The following is a 24,168-nucleotide window of genomic DNA, read 5'->3' as shown; positions in this document are numbered from 1 at the left end:
ATAATACAATTATAACATAAACTACAACAATTTTCACCACATAAAAAAGATAGTTATAACCTTCTCGCTATAACTATCTTTATATTGTTTTTTATTCAAATTCTATAGTAGCTGGTGGTTTACCAGTACAATCATACATTACACGGTTAACCCCATTTACTTCATTTACTATTCTAGTTGTTACTTTTCCAAGTACTTCCCATGGAAGGTCAGCAGATTCTGCAGTCATAAAGTCACTTGTTGTTACAGCACGAAGAGCAACTGCATAATCATATGTTCTTTCGTCTCCCATAACACCAACTGATCTCATGTTAGTTAATGCAGCAAAATATTGACCTATTTCTTTATCTATACCTGCCTTGGCTATTTCTTCTCTATATATAGCATCTGCGTCTTGAACAATTCTTACTTTCTCAGCTGTAACTTCTCCAATTATTCTTATACCAAGTCCTGGTCCTGGGAAAGGTTGCCTGAATACAAGCTTTTCTGGAATTCCAAGTTCAAGTCCTGCCTTACGAACTTCATCCTTAAATAATAATCTAAGTGGTTCAATTATTTCTTTGAAGTCTACACAATCAGGAAGCCCTCCAACGTTATGATGTGACTTAATTACTGCTGATTTACCTAATCCACTTTCAATAACATCTGGATATATTGTTCCTTGAACAAGATAATCTACTGAACCTATCTTCTTAGCTTCTTCTTCAAATACTCTAATAAACTCTTCACCAATTATTTTTCTCTTTGTTTCTGGATCCTCTACTCCTGCTAGCTTTTCATAAAATCTTTCTTGAGCATTAACACGGATAAAGTTTAAGTCATAAGCACCATTAGGTCCAAATACTTCTTCTACTTCATCCCCTTCATTTTTACGAAGTAATCCGTGGTCAACAAAAACACATGTTAATTGCTTCCCAACAGCCTTTGAAAGTAATACAGCTGCCACTGATGAATCAACTCCACCTGATAAAGCACATAATACTTTCCCATTTCCAACTTTTTCTCTAATTTCTTCAATTGTTTTTTCAACAAAAGAATCCATTTTCCAATCACCAGCACAACCACAAACATTATAAACAAAATTAGAAAGCATCTTCGTACCTTCTTGTGTGTGCATAACTTCTGGATGAAATTGAACAGCATATAAGTTCTTTTCTTCACATTCCATAGCTGCAACAGGGCAAACTGGAGTATGAGCTACTATTTTAAAATCTTCTGGAGCCTTTTCTATGTAGTCTGTATGACTCATCCAACAAATTGTTGTTTCTGAAACTCCATTAAATAATTTCGATTTTGAATCTACAGCAACTTCTGTTTTTCCATATTCACTTACAGGTGCTGTTGCAACACTTCCACCAAGCATATAAGCCATAAGTTGAGAACCATAGCATATACCAAGTACAGGTATTCCTAATTCAAATATAGCTTTATCACATAAAGGTGAATCTTCTCCATATACACTGTTTGGACCACCTGTGAAAATTATACCCTTTGGATTCATTTCCTTAATCTTATCAATACTTAAATTGTGTGGATGAACCTCACAATATACATTACACTCTCTTACTCTTCTAGCTATTAATTGATTATACTGACCACCAAAGTCAATAACCAAAACTAACTCTTTTTTCATGCTGACCTCCAAATAATAGTATTATTTTATATTATCTTACAGTTCTCACTTTTTTACAACATTTTATTGACTCACACTATAGTTTGGTGCTTCTTTAGTTATATTAATATCATGAGGGTGACTTTCTCTTAGCCCTGCAGATGTTTGAACTACAAAAGTTGCAGTTTCATATAATGTATCTAAATCTTTTGATCCTAGGTATCCCATACCTGATCTAATTCCACCAATTAATTGATATATTGTATCTGCAACATATCCTTTATAAGCAATTCTACCTTCAACACCTTCAGGAACTAATTTCTTATTTCCTTCTTGGAAATATCTATCCTTTGAACCACAAGCCATAGCTGCTAAAGAACCCATGCCTCTATATACTTTGTAGCTTCTTCCTTGATATATTTCTATATCTCCAGGAGCTTCTTCACATCCTGCAAATAATGATCCCATCATTGCTACCTTTGCTCCTGCAGATAAAGCCTTTACTATATCTCCAGAATACTTAATGCCACCATCAGCTATAACTGGAACTCCGTATTCTCTTGCAGCTTCAGCACAATCCATAACTGCTGTTAATTGAGGAACCCCAACCCCTGCAACAACTCTTGTTGTACAGATTGATCCAGGCCCAATACCAACCTTAACACAGTCTGCTCCAGCCTTTATTAAATCTACAGTTGCTTCTGCAGTTGCAACATTTCCTGCTATTATTTGAAGTTCTGGATATTTAGCTTTTATCTGCTTAACAGCATCTAAAACACCCTTTGAATGACCATGAGCTGTATCTAAAGTTATAACATCTACCTTAACTTTTACTAAAGCATCAACTCTATCCATCATATCAGCTGTTACACCAACTGCTGCTCCACAAAGTAATCTTCCTTGTCCATCTTTTGCAGCATTAGGATAAGATTTAGTTTTTTCTATATCTTTTATTGTAATAAGTCCTTTTAAGTTTCCTTCCTTGTCTACTAAAGGTAACTTTTCTATTTTATGCTTCTTTAAAATTTCTTTAGCTTCTTCTACAGTTGTATTTTCTGGTGCAGTAACTAAGTTTTCCTTAGTCATTACATCACCTATTTTTTTAGAATAATCTGTTTCAAAAGTAGTATCTCTATTAGTTAATATCCCTACTAACTTTCCTTCAACAGTTATTGGTACACCTGAAATTCTATATTGACCCATTAATTCTTCTGCATCTGCTAAAGTATGTTCTGGTGAAAGATAAATTGGGTCTGTTATTACTCCATTTTCTTGTCTCTTTACTCTATCAACTTCTTTAGCTTGCTCTGCTATTGTCATATTTTTATGTATAATTCCTATTCCACCTTCTCTAGCCATAGCTATTGCCATCTTAGATTCAGTAACTGTATCCATACCTGCACTAATTAGAGGAATGTTTAACGCTATTTTCTTTGTTAAGTTTGTTTTTAATGTTACTTCCCTTGGTAAAATCTCTGATTTGTTAGGTACTAATAATACATCATCAAATGTATAAGCTTGTTTTAAAATTCTTGCCATAATATTGCCTCCCCATATCTTTGAATAATTATTTGCATTTTCAAACTTTCTTGCAAGTATAATTTCATTTATTCATCTATTTTTGAGTACAAAAAAAGCACATTAACTTACCTAAGTGAAGTTAATATGCCTATAGTAACCTATACTAAGTTATATCAAATTCACCCATAGTCGGAAATTTACGGCTTCCGGTAGATACTCCCTGCCTTATTCAGGGGATATACGAGTTGTAAATGTGCTACTTATTAAATTAAACTTATTATAGATTATTTATTCTTTTATGTCAATAAAATATGAAATTAAAATTGCAAAGAAAAATACAGATTATATCAAATTTATTTTGATATAATCTGTATTTTTTTTAATCGTAAACTACATCTCCAACGCCCCATATAGGTGGACCCGGAATACCTACTCCTGGTGCCCAATTATTACATGATCCTGCTATACTATTTACCACATCATTTATCTCATCTTTATTTATTGGAGATAATGTTAACCCCGGATCTTTATCTTCATATGACGGATTAGCTAATTGTAATGATGAAACATATAAATTAACCTTATTGGCAATAATAGTTGACGATCTTAATGATAAACTTGTTACCCCCCCAAAATCTAAAACCCCAGAAAATGTTCCATCACTATTAAGTCCTCCTGATGGATTAAAATCATCCTTTTCACTGTATACTACTACATTCCCACTACAAATAATAACTGTATTATCTATACTAAGATTAGGATTCTCAATAATCAAACTTTTGTTTTGATTAATATTTATATAATATATAGTTATTTTGTTCCCAGGAACACTAGGTAAATTAATTATCTCTTTCTTAACTCCAGTCATAGAAGTTGTTGGATACATTCTTGTTTCCTCTGCAAGTAAATCTAATTCAGAAATAGTATTGACTTCAATATTCCCACTTGCTCTATTATGCTTTAAATCAGGAAGTAAAAATCCATCATTATTGTATTGATCCGGAGAATAAGTAAATGTTTTTCCAGTTCCAGATCCAATATACTTTATATTAGGCATAGAATCCCCATTAATTTTACTTAACTCAGGGAAAAAGGCTGAATCATCAGTACTTGAATCAAATTGATGATATATATTAGTCTCTTTTGCACATATGGAATACATCAATAAGTTATTTCCTCCTGGAGTAACCGAATAAGTCTTTGTTATATTAGCCTTAACAACCTTCTCATTTCCTGTAATAATACTCTTTGCAGTACTAACTGCTTTATATCCATTACCACTTAATAATGGCTCTAATTCCACATAAACTTCAATATTCTTCAAACTAAATTTTATATTTAAATTAAATTTCCACTCTGAATCTAAACCATCTTCTATTCCATCACCATCCACATCAAAATTAGGAGGCGTTGACTTCTCTACATTAGCAATAGCTTGATCAATTCCTGATTCTGCTGCATATATTAGGTCCTGATTTATTTTTACATTATTATTTGAATTTCTTGTATAAGATATTGATCCTATTAGTACTCCTCCTATTATGGTTATTATCATAGCCATAGCTAATAGAAATACTAAAGTGACTCCTTTTTTCTTATTCTTCCTTTTCATAAATTCATCTCCATCTAAATTTATTTATGAATTTCTAGGACTAACCGTAGTAGTAAATTCTTTAGTGCCATCTCCGTTATTCAAACTCAATTTTATTTCTGTACTTTCAGCTTTTTCAATAATTTGTACCTTTTCTATACTTTCAGAAAGCTTAGTTTGAATTTCTAAAGTACTATCTTCTCTTATAAGAAATAGGGTTTTGTTTTTAAGTACATAAGCATATTTTTTTTCTGCTCCAGATGTATCTTTCCTTTTAAATTTCATAATTTCTTTGGCGGGTTTTATATTAGTAGGCAAGTCTTTGGAATATATTTTATCCACTTCACCCAAACTAGTAGAATCTACCAATTCGTTTGTGGTATAAGCTTTACTTCTTCCTATTCTTATATCGTTTTCTAAAGCTAAAAAAGTAATTCTAGCTTCATCTTGTAATCTAGTTTCTTTGTTGATTTTTCCAAACCATTTATTTTGTGTACTTAATAGCGTCATAGCTAGGCCACCAACTATGGTAATAATAGCCATAATAGCAATTAACTCCACTAAAGTAAAACCTTTTTTACATTTTATATTTTTCATATTATCACCTATTTCCTACTAGGTTCTTGGTATAGAACTCGGTCTAAGTACTATTTTCCTATTGACCATACTAGATTGTCCTTTTTTAATATCCCAAGACCATAGGTCTAAATCATAAACATCATTACTACTATCCCAATCAGAATCAATAATAATTGCATACCTTTTTGATGGAGATTTTGTTTTGACTTCATCCATCGCTAGTGTAATATTAACTAATGGATCATTAGACAATATATCTGTTGTAGTCATTGCATATGATTCAGTTTTAACAAATTTATTATTTACGTAATTAGTTAATTCAGTATCATCATTAAATGCAATATAATATTCTCCATCTCTTGTATAAAATGTTGGCGTCGGTACTGGTGGCGGAGAAGATAATGGCTTCTGTGGTCTATTAGTGTACTTTTTCATTAATTCTATAAATGTTTTAGAATTCAAATCTGACTGATACCTTTGTTTGTTCATATAATTATGCTGTATTGATAAAGAAATTATAGATATAATACTTACAGATAAAATGGTGAATATAGCTAAAGATGCCATTAGCTCTACTAAAGTAAATCCATTACTTTTCTTTTTCTTCATTCAAGCACCACCTTACTATAAATACTAATTAAAAGGATTTTGCTTTCCAAAGCTACCCTCATTAAAATCATAGTCTTCCACATCAATACTACCTGCAACATAATATACCACACTTATATTAGAAGAATCTTTTTTACTATTTAACGATATTACCTCTTTAATTCTAGAGTCTGATTCTAATTTATTTATAAAAGACAGTACATTAACATAATCTCCTTTTACATTCATCTGTATTGTAAATACCTGCAATCCACTTTGAGCGTTCTGCTCCTCATTCTCTCCATTTTCATCACTTGCGAATGTAGATGGTTTAGATAGTGTATAATTAGTTACTATAGTACCTGTTGCTGCTGACATGCCCTCAATGTCCTTAATTACTTGTGGATATCTATCTGTTTTAGGAATTGTTTGTGATGCTTTTTCAAACTCTGCTTTTAATCCCTCAAGCTTTCCTTCTTTTTCTTTTATACTTGAATCAATACCTTCTATATTCTGAACTTGTTCTTTTAACACCTTAACCTCCTCTTTAAGAGGCTTAATTTTTCTATTACTTGGTTCTATTATAAGAATATCAATAATAAAAAATAATGAAACTGCACATAATACTGCCATTAATATTTTTTCATTTTTACTGATAGCTCTTCCGTTTTTCCCCATCTTAGCCATTTACCTCTTCACCTCCTAAAGAAATCTCAAGATTAAAAGTAAATGTACCGTTGCCTTCTGTTATACTTGTAATATAGGAATTCTGAAATTGTTTACTCTCTCTAAGATTCCCCCATAATACCCATATATCATTTTTAGATGAAGATGTCCCTGATAACGTAATTTTAGCTTTTGTATAATTCAAATTAGACAATATTATACTTGGGGGAAAATTATCAGACAGACTTTTTAATAATTTATCTGTACTTTTTGATTTTAATACTTCTAAGCTTTTTGCCTTTTCTATATGAGATTTAATAAGACTAATTTCACTATTAAGCCTTTTATCTTTTTCAACCATTTCTTTATTCCTATTTACTTCTTCTATTAAATACTTTTTTTGATATTCTAAATATACTTGCCTACCAAATACATAACCTACTCCTAACCCTACTAAAGCTATACCCCCAGCAGTTACAAGAATCAAATTTTTCTTTTTCTTCTTAGCTTCTTCACCTGCATTATAGACTTGAGGTAATAAATTCAACTCCTTACTCATTAACTATTACCCCCTTCTCAACAATAAACCATAACAATATATATAGTCTTTCAAGTGTATTCTTTTAGGTACTTTAACAGTTGACTTCATATCTAAAAAAGTTGGAACGTTACCAGATCTAGCATTTAAATTAACTTCAAAATACTGCTGAATACCTCTTATTCTACTTGCTGCTCCTACAATAAATATTCTATCTAGATTCTTTTTCACTTTACCAACTGTATAGTATTGTATAAACGAATTAAACTGAATAACCAAATCTTTAAAGTATTTATCAATTAACTCTTCTTCCTCTTTTACTTCTGTTAAATCTATACTATTTATATAGTTATCATATTCCAACTCGTCCTTAAATTTTCTATCAAATCCATTTTCCATTCCAAATATTTGATATTTCTCCAAAACAAGTTTTCCCCATTCAGTTATAGTTATTGAAGAAGAATCATTATCAATAGAAATTATACCTACACTTTTTATTCTCCTTAAAAACGATGGTTTTAAGTTTTTATATACTCTTGCCAACAAATTTGCATATATATCTATAGCTTTTACATTCAGGTTTAATATCTTTCCTAATTCAATATATTCATCTATTTTATCCTTCTCTGCAGCTACAATAAACACATCTGCATTTCCATTGTTCTCTTCCTTATTGTATGATATAACTTCATAATCAAAGTAATATTCATCTATTTTATCTCCTATAAATTGTCTTAATTCAAAATCTACAGAATCCCTCATTGCCTCTTCTTTTACCATTGGCATAACTATATGTCTAGTAATTAAGTCTTCTCCTCTTAATACAAAAGAAACATCTTTAGATTTAATTTTTGACTTTTTTAAATACGCTCTAATTACTTCACCTAACTTATTTACATCTACAATTCTATCATTTATAAATGCACCTTCTGGTGTGTCTAAAATAGTTGCATTGCTTATCTTGTATTTAGTTCCTACTAAAATAGAAATCTTGTCACTATTTATATCTATAGCAATATTTTCTTTTTCAAACATATACTCACCTCTTTTATTACAAGAAAGTATTTACATATAAATTAATAATTTCATTTGGAAATAATAAAGTTATATAGGATGCCATTGCTATATATGGACCAAATGCCATCATATTGCCTTTTTCTTTCTTTTTTAAAACCATAAAACCAATAGCAAAGCTTCCACCAATTATTATTGATAAAAACAAGTTTATTATATTAAACTTACCTATAAGAAATAATCCAGTAACTCCTACAAGCTCTACATCCCCCCAACCCATAGCTCCAAATGCTGAAAAAATAGCCAAGAATATTACAGGTACTAATATACCTATTGCTAAAGCAGATATATTAATTTCATTTCCCATAAAAAACTCTATTATTATAAATCCTATTCCAACAACACCAGTTAATATAACTGTAGAATCATATATATCTTGCGTTTTTAAATCTATAATTCCTATAACTATAAGCAATGCTGTAAATACCATGAACTTAAAAAGTTCAATTGTTAATCCATACTTCAAGTATATTAAAACAAAAAGGACTCCTGTAAGTCCCTCCACCAATGGATACTGCAAAGATACTCTACCTTTACAATATCTACATCTTCCTCTTAAAAATATATAACTAAATATAGGTATTAAATCTAGCACCTTAAGCCTATGATTACAATTCCCACAATGAGATGGAGGATACACTATTGACTCTTCATTTGGAATCCTAAATATACACACATTTAAAAAGCTACCTATTAATGTTCCAAAGAAGAATACTATTACTCCTATTATAAAACTCATTATTTTCTCCTTTTTTTGAAAAAGCCCCTTTAACCTTAATTAAAGGAGCAATATAAATTTATAAATATACTATTTTTTCTCTTCTTGTGGTCCTAAGTCTGACAAAGAACCTGTATAAGTTCCCTCTGCTACTTTATGACATGTATCAACATCTACTGCATCTTTGTCTATTTTCTTCAAATCTTTAAGATTTAATAAGTCTGAAATATTAGCATAAGTTTCATCAACTAAATCACTTACTTTTGCTGTTCCTTCAATAGTTGTAGACGCATCAATATTATAAGATTTTACCGCTAAAGATACTGTCCTACACTCTTCCATAATTTTAGTTTCATTTGCCTTTTTAATATAACCTACAACCTTTGGTGCTAATACTGCTGCTAGTATTGCTAGTATAGCCATAACAGCTATAAGTTCTACTAATGTAAACCCTTTTTTCTTTTTTCTTTTTGCTAATTCATTCATAAATTATACCTCCTAAAAATAATTAAAATCTATATAAATATAAAATTTATATCAAAGCACTACATTGCACTCATTGCATCATACATATTAAACATCGGTAATATTAATGCTAATATAATAACTAATACTACTGCTGCTAATCCCATAATTAATATTGGTTCTATCATTGTTATTAACTTTTCAGTAGCAGCCTCAACTTCACCATCATAATATTCTGATGTTTTCACTAAAATTTCTTCCATGGTACCTGTTTCTTCACCTATTGTTATCATTTGTGTTAGCATAATTGGGAATACACCCAAATCTTCTAATGTTTTTCCTATTTGATTTCCTCTTTTTATATCTTCCTTAGCTTGCATCAACTTACTTTCAACATACTTATTCTCTAGGACCTTCCCAGAAATATCTAAAGCACTTATAATATTAATTCCAGATGAACTTAATATTGCAAAAGTATTAGCAAACCTACCTGCTATCATCTGTCTATTTATATTACCAAATAATTTACCAGAAATTTTTCTTTTTCCTGACATCATTTGATAATTTGGATCTCTATCCAAAAAATATAGTTTATAACCAACTGCTAAAATTCCAAATGCTAAAATCAACATCCATGTTTTCTTTACAAAGGTACTTATCCCCATTAGTATCTTAGTTGGAAGAGGTAATTCACCACCTGTAGATAGCAAATTCTCTATGAACTGAGGAACTATAAATATAAGCAATAAAGTTACTATAATAACTGAAAAAACAACTACTATTTTAGGATACATTGTTGCAGAGCTTATTTTTTGCTTCTGTTTATACATCTTTTTATAATAATTTGATAATTCATTCATTACATAATCTAACCTACCAGAAGTTTCTCCAGCCTGTATCATATGTACCATTAATTCTGGTATATCATCCTCCATCTTAAATGCTTCTGACAGAGGTCTTCCTCTTTGAACCTGTGCATGAGCTCTTTTTAATACTTCCTTAAGTTTCTTTCCTTCACATTGTTCCATAGTTAACTCTATAGCCCTTAGTATTGGAGTTCCAGATTGTATAGCAAATGCAAACTGCCTACAAAAATTAGATAACTCTTTTAATGTTACCTTACTAAACAGTTCTATATCTTGATGCATTATACTTGTTGATTCTTCTTCTATAGTTATTGGATAATATCTTCTTTCTCTTAAATTCTGTACTACATCACTTCTATTATTAGCTTCTAATTTACCATCAATTAAATTTCCTTCTAAATTTTTAGCTTGATATCTAAAAACCCCCATATTTACACCTCCCACTAATTACTCCCTTACTACAGCTACCCTTAGTAATTCATCTACTGTTGTAATTCCTTCATAAACATGTTCCATACATGCCATTCTCAATGTTTTCATTCCATCTTTAATAGCAATATCTTTTAATACATCTGAATTCTTTCCTGCTGTAATTGCATCCCTAACATTTCTTTCAATAGGAAGTATTTCATAAATACCAATTCTTCCTTTATAGCCTGTACCATTACAATGTGGACATCCTTCTCCCTTAGTTAAAATTATCTTTTCATCACTATCTCTACCAAGAATTCTTTTTTCATATTCTGAGGCATAATACTTTTTAGCACACTTAGTACAAACTTTTCTAACAAGTCTTTGTGCAATTATTCCTGTTACAGATGTTGATATTAAATATGGTTCAATTCCCATATCAACTAATCTAGCAACTGAGGATGGTGCATCATTTGTATGTAGTGTACTTAAAACTACATGTCCAGTAATTGCCGCCCTAATGGCAATTTCTGCAGTTTCACCATCTCTAATTTCTCCAACCATTATAATATCAGGGTCTTGTCTTAATATAGATCTAAGACCTGATGCAAATGTTAATCCAGCTTTTGAGTTTACATTTACCTGATTTATACCATCAACCATAAATTCAACTGGATCCTCTACTGTAATAATATTTTTATCTATAGTATTTAATTCATTTAAAACTGCATATAAAGTAGTGGATTTACCACTTCCTGTTGGTCCAGTTACTAGTATTATTCCAAAAGGATTTTGCAATATCTGTTCAAGTTTTTTCATGTCATCCTTTCTCATTCCTAGACTTTCCTTATTCATAAGGCTAGAATCCTTAGAAAGAATTCTTATAACTACCTTCTCACCATTTACAGTTGGAAGGATAGAAACTCTCAAATCAACTGATTTTCCATCTATATTTGTAAGAATTCTACCATCCTGTGGAATTCTTTTTTCTGCAATATTTAAATTTGCTAATATTTTGATTCTTGTAATCAAAGTATTTTGTGATTCTTTAGGTATACTAAGCATATTTTGTAAGCTTCCATCTACTCTTGCTCTTACTCTAACTTCATTTTCAAAAGGTTCTACGTGAACGTCACTTGCACCCATTCTGATAGAGTTTTGTATTATAGTATCTACTAACTTAACAACTGGAGCATTAGCCGTAGCTTTTTCAAGTTCTGAAACTTGCTTTTCTTCTTGCTTTTTCTTAGTATTCTCTTTTTCTTTTTGAACTAAATCTTGAGCCACTTTTTCTGCATATTGCTTCGTATAAAAGTTTTTAATAGCTTTTGATATAGAATCTTTTTTTTCTAATACTTTTTTTACATTAAGTCCAGTTACTACCTTAACATCTTCTACAGCCATTAAATTAAAGGGATCTGACATTGCAATATATATATCATTTCCTTCAATTTTTATAGGTAAAATATTATGTTTCCTAGCAATAGATTCTGATACTGATCTTATCGCATTCTCATCTATATCAATAGAATCTAAATTAACTTTTTTTATTCCCAATTGTAACTCAAGAACAGATAAGATATCGTTTTCACTAACTAACCCCTCATCGACTAGTATTTCCCCTAGTCGTCTTCCGCTTAAAGCTTGTTTCTTTAAAGCCGACATTAAATCTGATTGATTTATTTTCCCCGCTTGTACTAAAATATCTCCTAACCTTTTCTTAGTCCTAATCATCTTCTCACCACTATTCCTACTTTATATTAATTATACACTTTATTGTAATTAAATAAAATAATTACCAATGCTTTTTTTACGACATTTTCCATCATTTCCATATAGATACTTAATCTCAGGTGTTATTTTTTAATTTTATTAAAATTGTATTCATTTTTCTATTTAACTTCATATATTAAAATCAGGATTTCTAATAAACAGGTCTATATATTCTTTTGAACTAATTTGTTCATATACAATCTACTATATCAACATACTATCCCATATATTGTGCAACACTTAATTTCGCTAGCTTACTTACAAGCATATGTATGTGATATTTACAAAAAAAAAGAGGTAATGGACTATTATCCTTTACCTCTTCAAAACTTCTTAGTACATTCCACCCATCGATGGATCTGGAGCCATTGGGGCTTCTTTTTCAGGAATATCTACAACTGCAGCTTCAGTTGTTAAGAATGTTGATGCTACAGATGCCGCATTTTGAAGCGCAGACCTTGTAACCTTAGTTGGATCAACTATACCTGTCTTTATCATATTTACATATTGGTCATGTAAAGCATCGTATCCTATACCCGCTTCACTATTCTTAACCTTTTCTATTATAACTGATCCTTCTACTCCAGCATTCTTAGCTATTTGTCTCATTGGTTCCTCTAAAGATCTAATAATTATATTTATACCAACTTGAGTGTCCGCAACATCAGACTTTAATTCACTTACTTTATTTATAACATTAACATAAGCTGTTCCACCACCTGGTACTATACCTTCTTCAACAGCTGCTTTTGTAGCTGCTAAAGCATCTTCTATTCTAAGCTTTCTTTCCTTAAGCTCTGTTTCAGTTGCAGCACCAACTTTAATAACTGCCACACCACCAGCTAGTTTAGCTAATCTTTCTTGTAACTTTTCTTTATCAAAATCTGAAGTTGTTTCTTCTATTTGACTTCTTATTTGAGTGATTCTTTCTTTTATAGCAGTAGAATCACCCTTACCATTTACTATTACAGTGCTTTCTTTAGTAACCTTAACACTGTCTGCTTTTCCTAACATATCAATAGTTGTTTCTTTTAAATCCATTCCTAATTCTTCAGAAATAACTCTACCACCTGTTAGTATAGCTATATCTTGAAGCATTTCTTTTCTTCTATCACCAAATCCAGGAGCTTTTACACCTACACAAGTAAATGTTCCTCTTAGCTTATTAACTACTAATGTAGCCATTGCTTCTCCTTCAATATCTTCAGCAATAATTAATAGCTTCTTTCCTGATTGAACTATTTGCTCAAGTATTGGAAGTATTTCTTGTATGTTAGAAATCTTCTTATCTGTAATTAAAATATACGGATTATCTAGGTTAGCTTCCATCTTTTCCATATCAGTTGACATATAAGCTGATACATAACCTCTATCAAATTGCATACCTTCTACTACATCTAATTCTGTTCCCATAGACTTAGATTCTTCAATAGTAATAACTCCTTCGTTACCTACCTTTTCCATAGCGTCTGCAATTAACTTACCAATTTCCTCATCAGCAGCTGATATTGCAGCAACTCTTGATATATCCTCTTTTCCTTCTACAGGTTTAGATATTGCTTGTATTTCTTCAACAGCTTTTTTAACTGCAACATTAATACCATTTCTTATTAACATTGGGTTAGCTCCAGCTGTTACATTTTTTAAACCTTCTCTAACAATTGCTTGTGCTAAAAGTGTAGCTGTTGTAGTACCATCCCCTGCTACATCATTAGTCTTTGTTGCAACTTCTTTTACAAGTTGAGCTCCCATATTTTCATATGGATCTTCTAATTCTATTTCTCTTGCAATTGAAACACCATCATTAGTTATAAGAGGTGCACCAAATTTCTTACCTAAAACTACGTTTCTTCCCTTAGGTCCTAAAGTCACCTTTACTGTATCTGCTAGTTTATCAACACCAACTTGCATTGATCTTCTTGCTTCTTCACCAAACATTAACATTTTAGCCATAATAAATCTCCTCCTATTCCACTACTGCTAATATATCTTCTTGTTTTAAAATAGTATATTCTTCTCCATCAACTTTAACTTCTGTTCCTGCATATTTAGAATATAAAACTTTATCCCCAACCTTAACTTCCATTGCCACTCTATTTCCATCTACCATTGCTCCTGGACCTACAGCAACAACTTCAGCCTCTTGAGGTCTTTCTTTTGCACTACCTGTTAAAACTATTCCGCTTTTTGTTGTTTCCTCTGCTTCTAACTTTTTAATTACTACTCTGTCTCCAAGTGGTTTAATATTCATAACAATACCTCCTCTAATTCATTTATATATTTATAACCCTGTTTCTAACCCGACATAGTTAGAACCTATAGTTTTTGTAGGCCTATAAAAACTCACTTTTCTTTTGTTAGCACTCACTTTAATAGAGTGCTAATACAATTATTATAATATCCTCCCTATCCATTTTATTCAAATATTATCTTCTATATTATTACCCTAAATAATCTAATTATAACTAACTAGGCTTAAATATTTTCTATTTGCTTAATTTTTCTAGCTATTTCAAATTATTATTTATACATAAGAAAAAACTATAAGAATAATAGTTATAATATTATTCTTATAGTCTTTAGATACCTATCTTTCTAAATTAATTTCTTCATACTCTTTTAAAGTATCATTTGATAATACAGTCTTCTTAGTGGCTTGAATATTAGTCTTATTAAATACTCCTTTTGCTCTTAAAGATGGAACTATTGTACCTGCACCATTTATACATCCACCTTCACACATCATACCCTCAATAAAGTTACCATCTAATCTTCCAACCTTAGCCATATTCATAGTTTTCTTTATTTCTATTCCACCAGATACTTTAACTGGTTTAAAGTCTACATCTACTCCTGCTTCTTTTATATAGTTTTCTATAGCTGCAGTTAATCCTCCAGCAGCACCAAAACCTCTACCAAATATAGATGCATCATCTACAACTTCATTTTCACATTCTGCTGGATCTATATCAAATGCTTCAAACAATGCAATAAGCTCCTCAAATGTAAGTACATAGTCTACAGCTCCCTTAATACCATCTCTAACAGCTTCACTCTTTTTAGCTGTACATGGCCCTATAAATACTACCTTTGAATCAGGGTCATTCTTTTTAATATATCTACCTGTAGCTACCATTGGAGAAACTGTACCTGATATTTTATCCTTTTGATCTGGGAACATCTTTTCAATATAATTTAAAAATCCTGGGCAACAAGAATTAGTCATATAATTCTCTCCCTTTTCCATTCTTTCAACAAATTCATTACTTTCATGAACAGTAACCCCATCAGCACCACAAGCTGCTTCTACCATATCAATAAATCCTAATTTCTTTATTGCATTTTTAATTTGTCCATATCCTATTTTTGCTCCAAACTGACCAGTTATAGCAGGAGCTACTACTGCATACATCTTTCTTCCCCTTGCTAATCTCTTTGCAACTGGTACAATTAAACTCTTATCAGAAATTGCACCAAAAGGACATGCTGACATACAAGCTCCACAGTTTACACACTTTTCTTCTTTTATAATAGATCTTCTTGTTTCTGGATTAACATCCAATGCTCCTGTAGGGCATACTTTTTTACAAGGTCTCATAACTTCTGAAATAGCATCATAAGGACAAGCTTTTTTACACATACCACATTCTTTACACATCTCTTGATTTATATATGCTCGTCCAGCAATATAGCTAATTGCATTAAAATTACATGCTTCTTGACATCTATGTGCAAGGCAATTTCTACAGGAATCTGTTACACTATACTTATTTATAGGGCACTTATCACAAGCAGCCTCAATAACATAAATAATTTGTTCATCAGGTCTAATATCTATTAGTTCTAAATCTTCTGTGTCCCCATTAGCTAAAAATCCTGATGCAAGTTTTGCTCTTTCTAAAACGATAGCTCTCTCTTTGTAGACACAACACCTATACATTGCTGTATCTCCTTTAATTACTTCATAAGGAACCTTTTCAATTGACTCTTTAGTCAACTTATCATCCTTTGCTAATTTAGCCACAGCTGTTAGCACTTCATGTTTCAGCTTATTTAGTTGCGTTTCAAATTGGAACATAAAATCACCTCTTCATCCTTCTTTAATACCCTATAATTACTCTATCTGTAATTATAATTAAATTATAACATATATACCCATTAGTAAAAATGGTGAGAATTACTGTCGGAATTTTCTGATTTTATTTTGTTTGTATGTATATTTCATGTTATAATTGTTCTTGTCTAAATTCTATATTCATAGGTGATAATTATGATAGCAGTTTATAAATGTGAATTATGTAATAGAGAAGTATCTCAATTAACTGAGCATCATTTAGTTCCAAAAGAACGTGGTGGAAAAGATTTTCCTACAGCTAATTTATGTATTACTTGTCATAAACAAATTCATGCTTTATATACTAATCGTGAATTAGCCGCTAGACTTTTTACCCTTGATCGTTTAAGAAATGATGAAAAAATCAAACGTTACTTAAAATTTATATCCAAGCACTCAGGTGATGCTCATATTACAATAAAAAAATCAAAAGCTGTACGCTGTAAAAACTAAAACTCTATGTGATTAAGTCTTCACATAGAGTTTGTTATTTCTAATTAAACTATTAATTTTCATAATATAAATAATAAGAATTTTTTTAATAAAAGAATTTATTTTAAAAATATAATTTATATTAATAATATTATTTTTATAAGAAATATAATATTAGAGAACCTCAACAATATTCCTCTTTCTTAATAAGTTGATCATAAACTTATTTATTCTTCTCCAACCTTTATCTTATTTTCTCTAGCATAGTAGAACAAATACTGTTGTGCAAAACCAGCTAATTCCCCAAATTTATCTCTAGCAAAAATTCTTATCTTATTTAGGGAGGCATCTTCAGCACCATAGAAGAATATCATGGCTCTCTTTACCCAAACATCAACTGGAAAAGCTGAGTACTTTCTCATAGAGAATAACATTATGCAGTCAGCAACCTTTGAACCAACTCCCTTAAAGTTTTGCAATGCTGTATGGCACTCATCTGCATTAAGCTTAGATATCCTATCCAAATCAAAATCGTAACTACTTTCATTTACTTTAGCTATTGTATCAACTATATACTTACTTCTAAAAGATGCCCCGGTCTCCTTTATTTCCTCTTCTGTTGCATCTTTCAATTGTTCTGGAGTTGGAAATGTGTAATAAGTATTTCCTTTATACTCAATTGGTGTTCCCCACTTCTGAGAAATCTTCTTTATGGTTTTCATTATTGAAGGAATACTATTTCTTGCAGAAATTATAAAACTTATTAGTAATTCAAAATGCTCTTGGTTTAAAAGTCTTATTCCATAGCCATATTCAACACTTTTTCCTAATATATCATCATGCTCCAAGCCCCTCTTAATTTCTGAATAGTCTCTTTTTAAATCAAAATAATCTAACCATATATTATTAAAATCTTCTTCATTAGTATTTAAAATAGTTACTTTATCATTTTCTTGAATAACTTCTATTACTCTTCCGTGAGCTACCCCTATATAATTTAGCTCTCCAACTTTTTCCCATCTAAAGCATTGGCCACACTCTAAAATTTGTTTTATATTAAAATTCCTTACTCCCTCTAAAATCACTTTACCATTCTCAATTACTATATTGTTAACATCCATATACTTCACCTATTTCTCTTATATTTATTATAATATTCTTCCTCTTAATACAAAAATATTATTCATCATTATAACTTATATTATATATTGTTTAATAATCAATATCAAATAATCTCAATTTTATTTCCCAATAATACCTTTGATTTATAATTTTATACTTTCATAGACAGCAAAAAAGAGCTACGTTATACGTAACTCTTCTTACTTCCTAATAATTTTATTGTTATAAAGGCAATTAAACATGATGTTATAGCTGCTAATAGTATTGATATTTTAGCTAAATCAAGAGCCTTATCCATACCAGCAAATGCTATTTCTGAAACAAATATTGACATTGTGAACCCAATTCCTGCAAGCATTCCAACTACTAACAATTCTCTCCACTTAACACCTTTTGGTCTTTCTACTACGTTTAATTTTGATAATACGAAGGTAAATAATATTATTCCAACTGGCTTTCCTACAACTAATCCAATTATAATTCCTAATGATAGCGGAATTGTATCTATTGTTACAGAGCTTAAATTTAAAACTATAGCAGTATTTGAAAATGCAAATAAAGGTAGAATAATTAAATTTGCATATGGACTTAAGGAGTGTTCAACCTTGGATAAAATACATTCTTCCTTTTCATCTCTTGCTATTGGAATAAGCATAGCTAAAAGTACTCCACTTATTGTTGCGTGAACTCCACTTTGATATATAAAATACCATAAAAATAATCCTAAAATTATATATGGTGAAACTTTTCTACACTTAAAAATTTTATTTAAACTAAATAATAAAACCATTATTAATCCTGCAATTATTAAAGGTAACATTCTAACACTTGATGAATAAAACACCCCAATAACTATTATAGACATTAAATCATCTACAACTGCTAGTGTTAATAAAAAAATCTTTAACGCTGGGTTTAAGCTCTTCTTAAAAATCATAAAAGCTCCAATTGCAAATGCAATATCTGTTGATATAGGTACACCAACACCACTAGAATAGCTTGTACCTTTATTTATTAAATAAAATATTATTGCTGGTACCGTAACTCCACCTACTGCTCCTACTATGGGGAAAGATGCCTTCTTTATATTTGATAAATGTCCACTAACTATTTCTTTTTTTATTTCGCAACCTACAACCAAGAAAAATATTGCCATTAAGAAATCATTAACAAATGCATGCATTGTTATACCTCTTAAAACTTCAGTTTCAAAAAAATGATGATATTCATTAACTAAAGACGTATTTGCTATTACTAATGCACATAATGTTGCTGCTAACAACAATGCTCCTGGTAATAGTTCTGATTTAATAACATTTTGTACTATATCTTCTAGCTTCCATCTCTTTTGTGTAAAATCCATATTTTTAACCTTCTTTACTATTTTTTCTTAAGTACCTGAACTAGTATATTTAATTTTTAAAAATAAGGCAATACCTAGCATTGATGGCTATTTAACAATAAAATCTAACCATTTAACCCTTAAAGCAAATAATAAAACTTCTTAAAAAGTTTTACATACCTCTTTAATATTGCTTGTATAAACTTAATTAAGATTTAAGAGTATTTGTTTATATTCTTTTAAATACTCCATATTTTTCTTTTTATGGATTCTAGCAATAATATTTAACGTTTTTGCTATTTATATTAACTTTAACAACCACTTTTTTAATTCTAATTATTGTTAATTTTCTTAATATTTATAACTCACAAATTATTTCCATAACAATTTTAATTATAAAATCTGTATTTTTGTTATTTTTTTAACCATAATCTAAAAATTTTTTTTATTTTTTTAGCTATACCACAGGTTCAAAAACTTGCTTTTGGTGTTCTGTAGTGTCACTATAATTTTTATTTTTAACGTCTTAACAAATATTCATCACTCAAACTCTGTATCCATAAGGTTTTGCTACTGAAAAATTTTTATAGCTGGTCTATAAGTTAAAAACCCTAAATGTGATATATAACTAAAAATCCATCACATTTAGGGTTAATTCCACTTAAATTTTTCTATTTATTTGATAAGTATTCATGAATTCCTGCTGCTGCTTTTTTACCAGCTCCCATTGCTAATATTACAGTAGCAGCTCCAGTTACAGCATCTCCACCTGCAAATACCCCTTCTCTTGAAGTTAATCCAGTATCTTCAGATGCTACTATACATTTTCTTTTATTTATTTCTAATCCTTTTGTAGTAGATGATATCAAAGGATTTGGCGAAGTTCCAAGAGACATTATTACTGTATCTACATCTAAAATAAATTCAGAATCCTTAATCTCTACTGGTCTTCTTCTTCCTGATTCATCAGGTTCTCCTAACTCCATCCTTACACATTTCATTCCACTTACCCAACCTTTTTCATCACATAATATTTCCGTTGGATTAGTAAGAATATCGAAAAGAACACCTTCTTCTTTTGCATGATGCACTTCTTCAACTCTTGCTGGTAATTCAGCTTCACTTCTTCTATATACTACATGCACTTCAGCACCTAGTCTTAAGGCTGTTCTTGCTGCATCCATAGCAACGTTTCCTCCACCAACTACAGCAACTTTTTGTCCTGCTCTAATTGGAGTTGAGTATCCCTCTTTATATGCTTTCATCAGATTATTTCTTGTTAAGAACTCATTAGCTGAAAATACACCATTTGAATTTTCGCCAGGTATACCCATAAACTTAGGTAATCCTGCACCTGAACCTATAAATACTGCTTCAAATCCCTCATTTTCAAATAATTCATCTATTGTTATAGTCTTTCCTATAATAACATTAGTTTCAATCTTTACTCCTAATCTTTTAACATTGTCTATTTCTGTTTTAACTACAGTATCCTTAGGTAATCTAAATTCTGGTATTCCATATACTAAAACTCCACCAGCTTCATGTAAAGCTTCAAATATTGTAACATCATATCCTAATTTAGCCAAATCACCTGCACATGTTAAACCTGCAGGACCGCTTCCTATAACAGCAACCTTCTTACCATTCTCAGGTAATGTTTCAGATAAGTCTATTTGATTCTCCCTAGACCAGTCTGCTACAAATCTTTCTAGCTTACCTATTGCAACAGCTTCCCCCTTAATGCCAAGAACGCATTGTCCCTCACATTGACTTTCTTGAGGACATACTCTTCCACAAACAGCAGGTAAGGCTGATGATTCTGCTATAATCTTAGCTGCTTCTTCAAAGTTTCCTAATTTAACTTGTTCTACAAACCTTGGTATTTTTATACTTACCGGACACTTAGAAACACATCTTGGATTTTTACAGTTTAAACATCTTGATGCTTCCTCCATTGCTTCCTCTTTAGTATATCCTAAACAAACCTCTTTAAAATTTGTAGCTCTTACCTTAGGTGCTTGTTCTGTAATTGGTACTCTCTTCATATTAGGCATATTACTCTTCACCTCCGCAATGTCCACATCCACCATGATGGGTGTCTCCTTCAGCTAACTTTAAAGCTGATCTTCCTTCTTCAGTTTTGTACATAGATTGTCTTCTCATAGCTTCATCAAAATCTATTAGATGTCCATCAAATTCTGGACCATCAACACATGCAAACTTAACTTCTCCTCCTACAGTAACTCTACATGCACCACACATTCCTGTACCATCTACCATAATTGGATTCATGCTTACTATTGTAGGAATATTCAATTCTTTTGTAAGTAGAGCAACAAATTTCATCATTATCATAGGTCCAATTGCTACTACTAAATCGTATTTCTTTCCTTCATTATTAATTAAATCTTTTATTTTGTCTGTTACTAATCCTTTAAATCCAGAAGATCCATCATCTGTAGCTATGTATAAGTTTCCTGCCACTTGCTCCATTTCTTCTTTTAAAATTACAATATCTTTATTCCTTGCCCCAACTATAACATCTGCCTTAATACCTCTTTCAGATAACCATTTAACCTGTGGATATACAGGAGCTGTTCCAACTCCACCTGCAACAAATAGGATATTTTTCTTTTTTAATTCATCTAAATCTTCATGCACCATTTCTGATGCTTGTCCTAAAGGACCAACAAAATCCCTAAAGTATTCCCCAACTTCTAACTCTGCCATTTCTTTTGTTGATGCTCCTAATGTTTGAAAAACAATAGTTACTGTCCCCTTATTTGCATCGTAATCACAAATAGTTAATGGAATTCTTTCTCCCTTTTCATCTATTTTTACAATTACAAATTGTCCTGGATGAGCAGATTTAGCAACTCTTGGTGCTTCAACATCCATAAGATAAATATTTTCTGTCAATAACCTCTTGTTAGTTATTTTAAACACTTTCATCCCCCCATGCTTTTGCTTATTTGGTATTTTATAGTATATTATACAATAATACCTTTCACTTTATCAATAAATTAGCAAAAGAGACTGTACCTAAAAATATATTTTGATACAATCTCTTAATTTCTAATAGCTAGAAACACCATTAACTATATTTACAGGTATACTAATTTATCATCTACAATTAGTTGTTCACTGCAAACCCATAGTAATAAAAAAAGACGCCTTGACGTCTTTTTAAATGCAAAAATCATATAACTACTTTATAGCTTGTAGTGCTTTATAAATTGTATTATCATTTTCTTCTAAAACTTTGATACTTTCTTCCTTATTTAATTGAGAAAGAATCATAAAAACAGCAAGCTTTACTTTCCCTTCACTTATTTCTAAATACTTTTCAGCTTCTTCCCTAGATACTCCCGTACAATCAACAATTATCTTCTTGCTTCTTTCAACAAGCTTATCATTTCCTGCTCTTACATCTACCATGTAGTTACCATAAACTTTACCGCTCTTAATCATAGAACCTGTTGATAGCATATTTAAAATCATCTTCTGAGCTGTACCTGCTTTAAGTCTTGTTGATCCTGTAATGACCTCCGCACCAGTTACAACTTCTATAGCAACTTCTCCAAACTTTGAAAGTTCTGCATTTCTACTACAACTAACAGCTATATGTGCTGCACCTACTTCCTTTGCATACTTTAATGCCCCTTTTGCATAAGGAGTTCTACCAGAAGCACTTAAAGCCACCACTGCATCATTCTCATTTACCTTTAACTTCTTTAATTCTTCTATAGATAGTTCTTCAAAATCCTCTGATCCTTCTTGAGCATAGACAGTAGCATTGTATCCCCCTGCAAGGACACCAACAACTACACCAGGTTCAACTCCAAATGTAGGTGGACATTCACAAGCATCTAAAACACCAAGCCTTCCTGAGTTTCCTGCTCCTACATATATAAGTCTTCCCCCTCTTATCAACCTTCCATGAATTAAATCCACAGCCTTTGCTATGTTTTCCACATCTTCTTTCACAGCTTCTGCCACCTTATGATCTTCTTCATTAATAAGTTTAATCATATCCAATGTTGATAATTTATCTATATTCTTTGTATTTTCATTAACTCTTTCAGTATCTAATTTCCCTAAATCAACTTTTACCATGGTTTATCCTCCTACTAAAAAAGAATGACTTTTTTAGTTAATAGTGAAGATGAAGAATAATTAGCAATTTCTTCGAAATTACATATGTTACTATTCATTGCTACTACTTCACCATTCACCTAAAGTCATTCTCCTATTTATCTTTGCTATTTTAAAATATCTTTTAACTTACAATCTGGATCATCAGGAACCATTATAGCAGATATATCTACTCCTGCATCTAATAGCTTATTGAAATATTCCACATCAGTATCAGTAACATTTACTGATCTCTTTATTGATCTTGTTCCTTCTTTTGCAGCCATATTTCCAACATTAAATGAAGTTATGTCTAATCCCGCTTGCTTTAATTCCCAAATATCTTTAGGATTCTTAACTATTAACAAAACTCTTTGTCCTTCATATTTACCTGCAGAAATATTCTTAATTGCTATTTCCTTACTAATAATAGAAGTTCTAACTGAAGCTGGCGCTACCATTCTTAATAAAGATTTTTGCATTTCATCTGCTGCAACCTCATCATTAACAACCATAATTCTGCTTATTGATAATGAATTTGTCCAGAAGGCTGCAACTTGTCCGTGTATTAATCTATCATCTATTCTAATATGAACTATCCCTTTCATTATTAAAAACC

22 protein-coding genes and 1 riboswitch are annotated in these 24,168 nt (G+C 30.9%); of the genes, 1 reads left to right on the top strand and 21 read right to left on the bottom strand.

Annotation, left to right across the window (positions count from 1 at the left end; all coding sequences use genetic code 11):
- Nucleotides 1-91: 91 nt before the first annotated feature.
- The 15 genes from guaA to KIB46_RS05945 form a co-directional block, all read right to left on the bottom strand.
- On the bottom strand, nucleotides 92-1,633 hold the full coding sequence (guaA, locus tag KIB46_RS06015; RefSeq protein WP_291671177.1) for a glutamine-hydrolyzing GMP synthase: 1,542 nt from the start codon (nucleotides 1,631-1,633) through the stop codon (nucleotides 92-94).
- Nucleotides 1,634-1,696: 63 nt separating this feature from the next.
- Entirely contained in the window at nucleotides 1,697-3,151 is a 1,455-nt protein-coding gene (gene guaB / locus KIB46_RS06010) for an IMP dehydrogenase (protein WP_291671176.1), read from the bottom strand.
- Between the two features lie 148 nt (nucleotides 3,152-3,299).
- Nucleotides 3,300-3,397, bottom strand: a riboswitch (purine riboswitch).
- Nucleotides 3,398-3,512: 115 nt separating this feature from the next.
- Entirely contained in the window at nucleotides 3,513-4,745 is a 1,233-nt protein-coding gene (locus tag KIB46_RS06005; protein ID WP_291671175.1) for a type II secretion system protein, read from the bottom strand.
- Nucleotides 4,746-4,769: 24 nt separating this feature from the next.
- Complete coding sequence (locus tag KIB46_RS06000) at nucleotides 4,770-5,321, bottom strand: type II secretion system protein (protein WP_291671174.1); 552 nt, start codon at nucleotides 5,319-5,321, stop codon at nucleotides 4,770-4,772.
- An 18-nt stretch (nucleotides 5,322-5,339) separates the two neighbouring features.
- Entirely contained in the window at nucleotides 5,340-5,912 is a 573-nt protein-coding gene (locus tag KIB46_RS05995) for a prepilin-type N-terminal cleavage/methylation domain-containing protein (protein WP_291671173.1), read from the bottom strand.
- Nucleotides 5,913-5,936: 24 nt separating this feature from the next.
- Nucleotides 5,937-6,578 carry a type 4a pilus biogenesis protein PilO gene (pilO, locus tag KIB46_RS05990; RefSeq protein WP_291671172.1) on the bottom strand — a complete coding sequence of 214 codons (642 nt, stop codon included), beginning with the start codon at nucleotides 6,576-6,578 and terminating at the stop codon, nucleotides 5,937-5,939.
- On the bottom strand, nucleotides 6,571-7,116 hold the full coding sequence (locus KIB46_RS05985) for a PilN domain-containing protein (protein WP_291671171.1): 546 nt from the start codon (nucleotides 7,114-7,116) through the stop codon (nucleotides 6,571-6,573). The genes pilO and KIB46_RS05985 overlap by 8 nt, the downstream gene beginning before the upstream one ends.
- A 6-nt stretch (nucleotides 7,117-7,122) precedes the next feature.
- Nucleotides 7,123-8,130 (bottom strand): pilus assembly protein PilM, encoded by a 1,008-nt coding sequence (gene pilM / locus KIB46_RS05980; RefSeq protein WP_291671170.1) that lies wholly within the window; start codon nucleotides 8,128-8,130, stop codon nucleotides 7,123-7,125.
- Nucleotides 8,131-8,146: 16 nt separating this feature from the next.
- Nucleotides 8,147-8,908, bottom strand: a complete 762-nt coding sequence (locus KIB46_RS05975; protein WP_291671169.1) for an A24 family peptidase — start codon at nucleotides 8,906-8,908, stop codon at nucleotides 8,147-8,149.
- Between the two features lie 69 nt (nucleotides 8,909-8,977).
- On the bottom strand, nucleotides 8,978-9,373 hold the full coding sequence (locus KIB46_RS05970; RefSeq protein WP_291671168.1) for a type II secretion system protein: 396 nt from the start codon (nucleotides 9,371-9,373) through the stop codon (nucleotides 8,978-8,980).
- A 59-nt stretch (nucleotides 9,374-9,432) separates the two neighbouring features.
- A complete protein-coding gene (locus KIB46_RS05965) occupies nucleotides 9,433-10,647 on the bottom strand; it encodes a type II secretion system F family protein (protein WP_291671167.1) in 1,215 nt (404 codons plus the stop codon).
- A gap of 18 nt (nucleotides 10,648-10,665) precedes the next feature.
- Nucleotides 10,666-12,363 (bottom strand): ATPase, T2SS/T4P/T4SS family, encoded by a 1,698-nt coding sequence (locus KIB46_RS05960; protein ID WP_291671166.1) that lies wholly within the window; start codon nucleotides 12,361-12,363, stop codon nucleotides 10,666-10,668.
- Between the two features lie 372 nt (nucleotides 12,364-12,735).
- Nucleotides 12,736-14,355 (bottom strand): chaperonin GroEL, encoded by a 1,620-nt coding sequence (gene groL, locus KIB46_RS05955; protein ID WP_156561022.1) that lies wholly within the window; start codon nucleotides 14,353-14,355, stop codon nucleotides 12,736-12,738.
- A 13-nt stretch (nucleotides 14,356-14,368) separates the two neighbouring features.
- Nucleotides 14,369-14,653 carry a co-chaperone GroES gene (groES, locus tag KIB46_RS05950; protein WP_049177432.1) on the bottom strand — a complete coding sequence of 95 codons (285 nt, stop codon included), beginning with the start codon at nucleotides 14,651-14,653 and terminating at the stop codon, nucleotides 14,369-14,371.
- A 336-nt stretch (nucleotides 14,654-14,989) separates the two neighbouring features.
- The gene (locus tag KIB46_RS05945; protein WP_291671165.1) at nucleotides 14,990-16,480 is read right to left on the bottom strand and encodes a 4Fe-4S dicluster domain-containing protein; all 1,491 of its coding nucleotides are present in this window, start codon (nucleotides 16,478-16,480) and stop codon (nucleotides 14,990-14,992) included.
- Between the two features lie 192 nt (nucleotides 16,481-16,672).
- Here KIB46_RS05945 and KIB46_RS05940 point away from each other — a divergent pair, with 192 nt between their 5' ends.
- The gene (locus KIB46_RS05940) at nucleotides 16,673-16,969 is read left to right on the top strand and encodes an HNH endonuclease (protein ID WP_156561020.1); all 297 of its coding nucleotides are present in this window, start codon (nucleotides 16,673-16,675) and stop codon (nucleotides 16,967-16,969) included.
- A 206-nt stretch (nucleotides 16,970-17,175) separates the two neighbouring features.
- On the opposite strand, the gene KIB46_RS05935 is transcribed toward KIB46_RS05940, so the two are convergent.
- The 6 genes from KIB46_RS05935 to KIB46_RS05910 all read right to left on the bottom strand — a co-directional run bounded on the left by KIB46_RS05935 (nucleotide 17,176) and on the right by KIB46_RS05910 (nucleotide 24,157).
- Nucleotides 17,176-18,069, bottom strand: a complete 894-nt coding sequence (locus KIB46_RS05935) for a DNA glycosylase (RefSeq protein WP_156561019.1) — start codon at nucleotides 18,067-18,069, stop codon at nucleotides 17,176-17,178.
- A gap of 185 nt (nucleotides 18,070-18,254) precedes the next feature.
- Nucleotides 18,255-19,433, bottom strand: coding sequence for a Na+/H+ antiporter NhaA (gene nhaA / locus KIB46_RS05930; RefSeq protein WP_291671164.1), 1,179 nt, complete (start codon nucleotides 19,431-19,433; stop codon nucleotides 18,255-18,257).
- A gap of 650 nt (nucleotides 19,434-20,083) precedes the next feature.
- Nucleotides 20,084-21,469, bottom strand: a complete 1,386-nt coding sequence (gltA, locus tag KIB46_RS05925; protein ID WP_291671189.1) for an NADPH-dependent glutamate synthase — start codon at nucleotides 21,467-21,469, stop codon at nucleotides 20,084-20,086.
- Nucleotide 21,470: 1 nt separating this feature from the next.
- Complete coding sequence (locus tag KIB46_RS05920; RefSeq protein ID WP_099329866.1) at nucleotides 21,471-22,367, bottom strand: sulfide/dihydroorotate dehydrogenase-like FAD/NAD-binding protein; 897 nt, start codon at nucleotides 22,365-22,367, stop codon at nucleotides 21,471-21,473.
- 255 nt (nucleotides 22,368-22,622) lie between these two features.
- Nucleotides 22,623-23,531: an N-acetylmuramic acid 6-phosphate etherase gene (gene murQ / locus KIB46_RS05915; RefSeq protein WP_291671163.1), complete on the bottom strand. Its 909-nt coding sequence runs from the start codon at nucleotides 23,529-23,531 to the stop codon at nucleotides 22,623-22,625.
- Nucleotides 23,532-23,677: 146 nt separating this feature from the next.
- Entirely contained in the window at nucleotides 23,678-24,157 is a 480-nt protein-coding gene (locus tag KIB46_RS05910; protein WP_291671162.1) for a PTS sugar transporter subunit IIB, read from the bottom strand.
- Nucleotides 24,158-24,168: the final 11 nt, after the last annotated feature.

The sequence above is a fragment of the Clostridium sp. genome, from assembly GCF_018372875.1.
GTDB lineage: Bacteria > Bacillota > Clostridia > Clostridiales > Clostridiaceae > Clostridium.
This window is presented reverse-complemented; position numbering and strand designations above follow the sequence as displayed.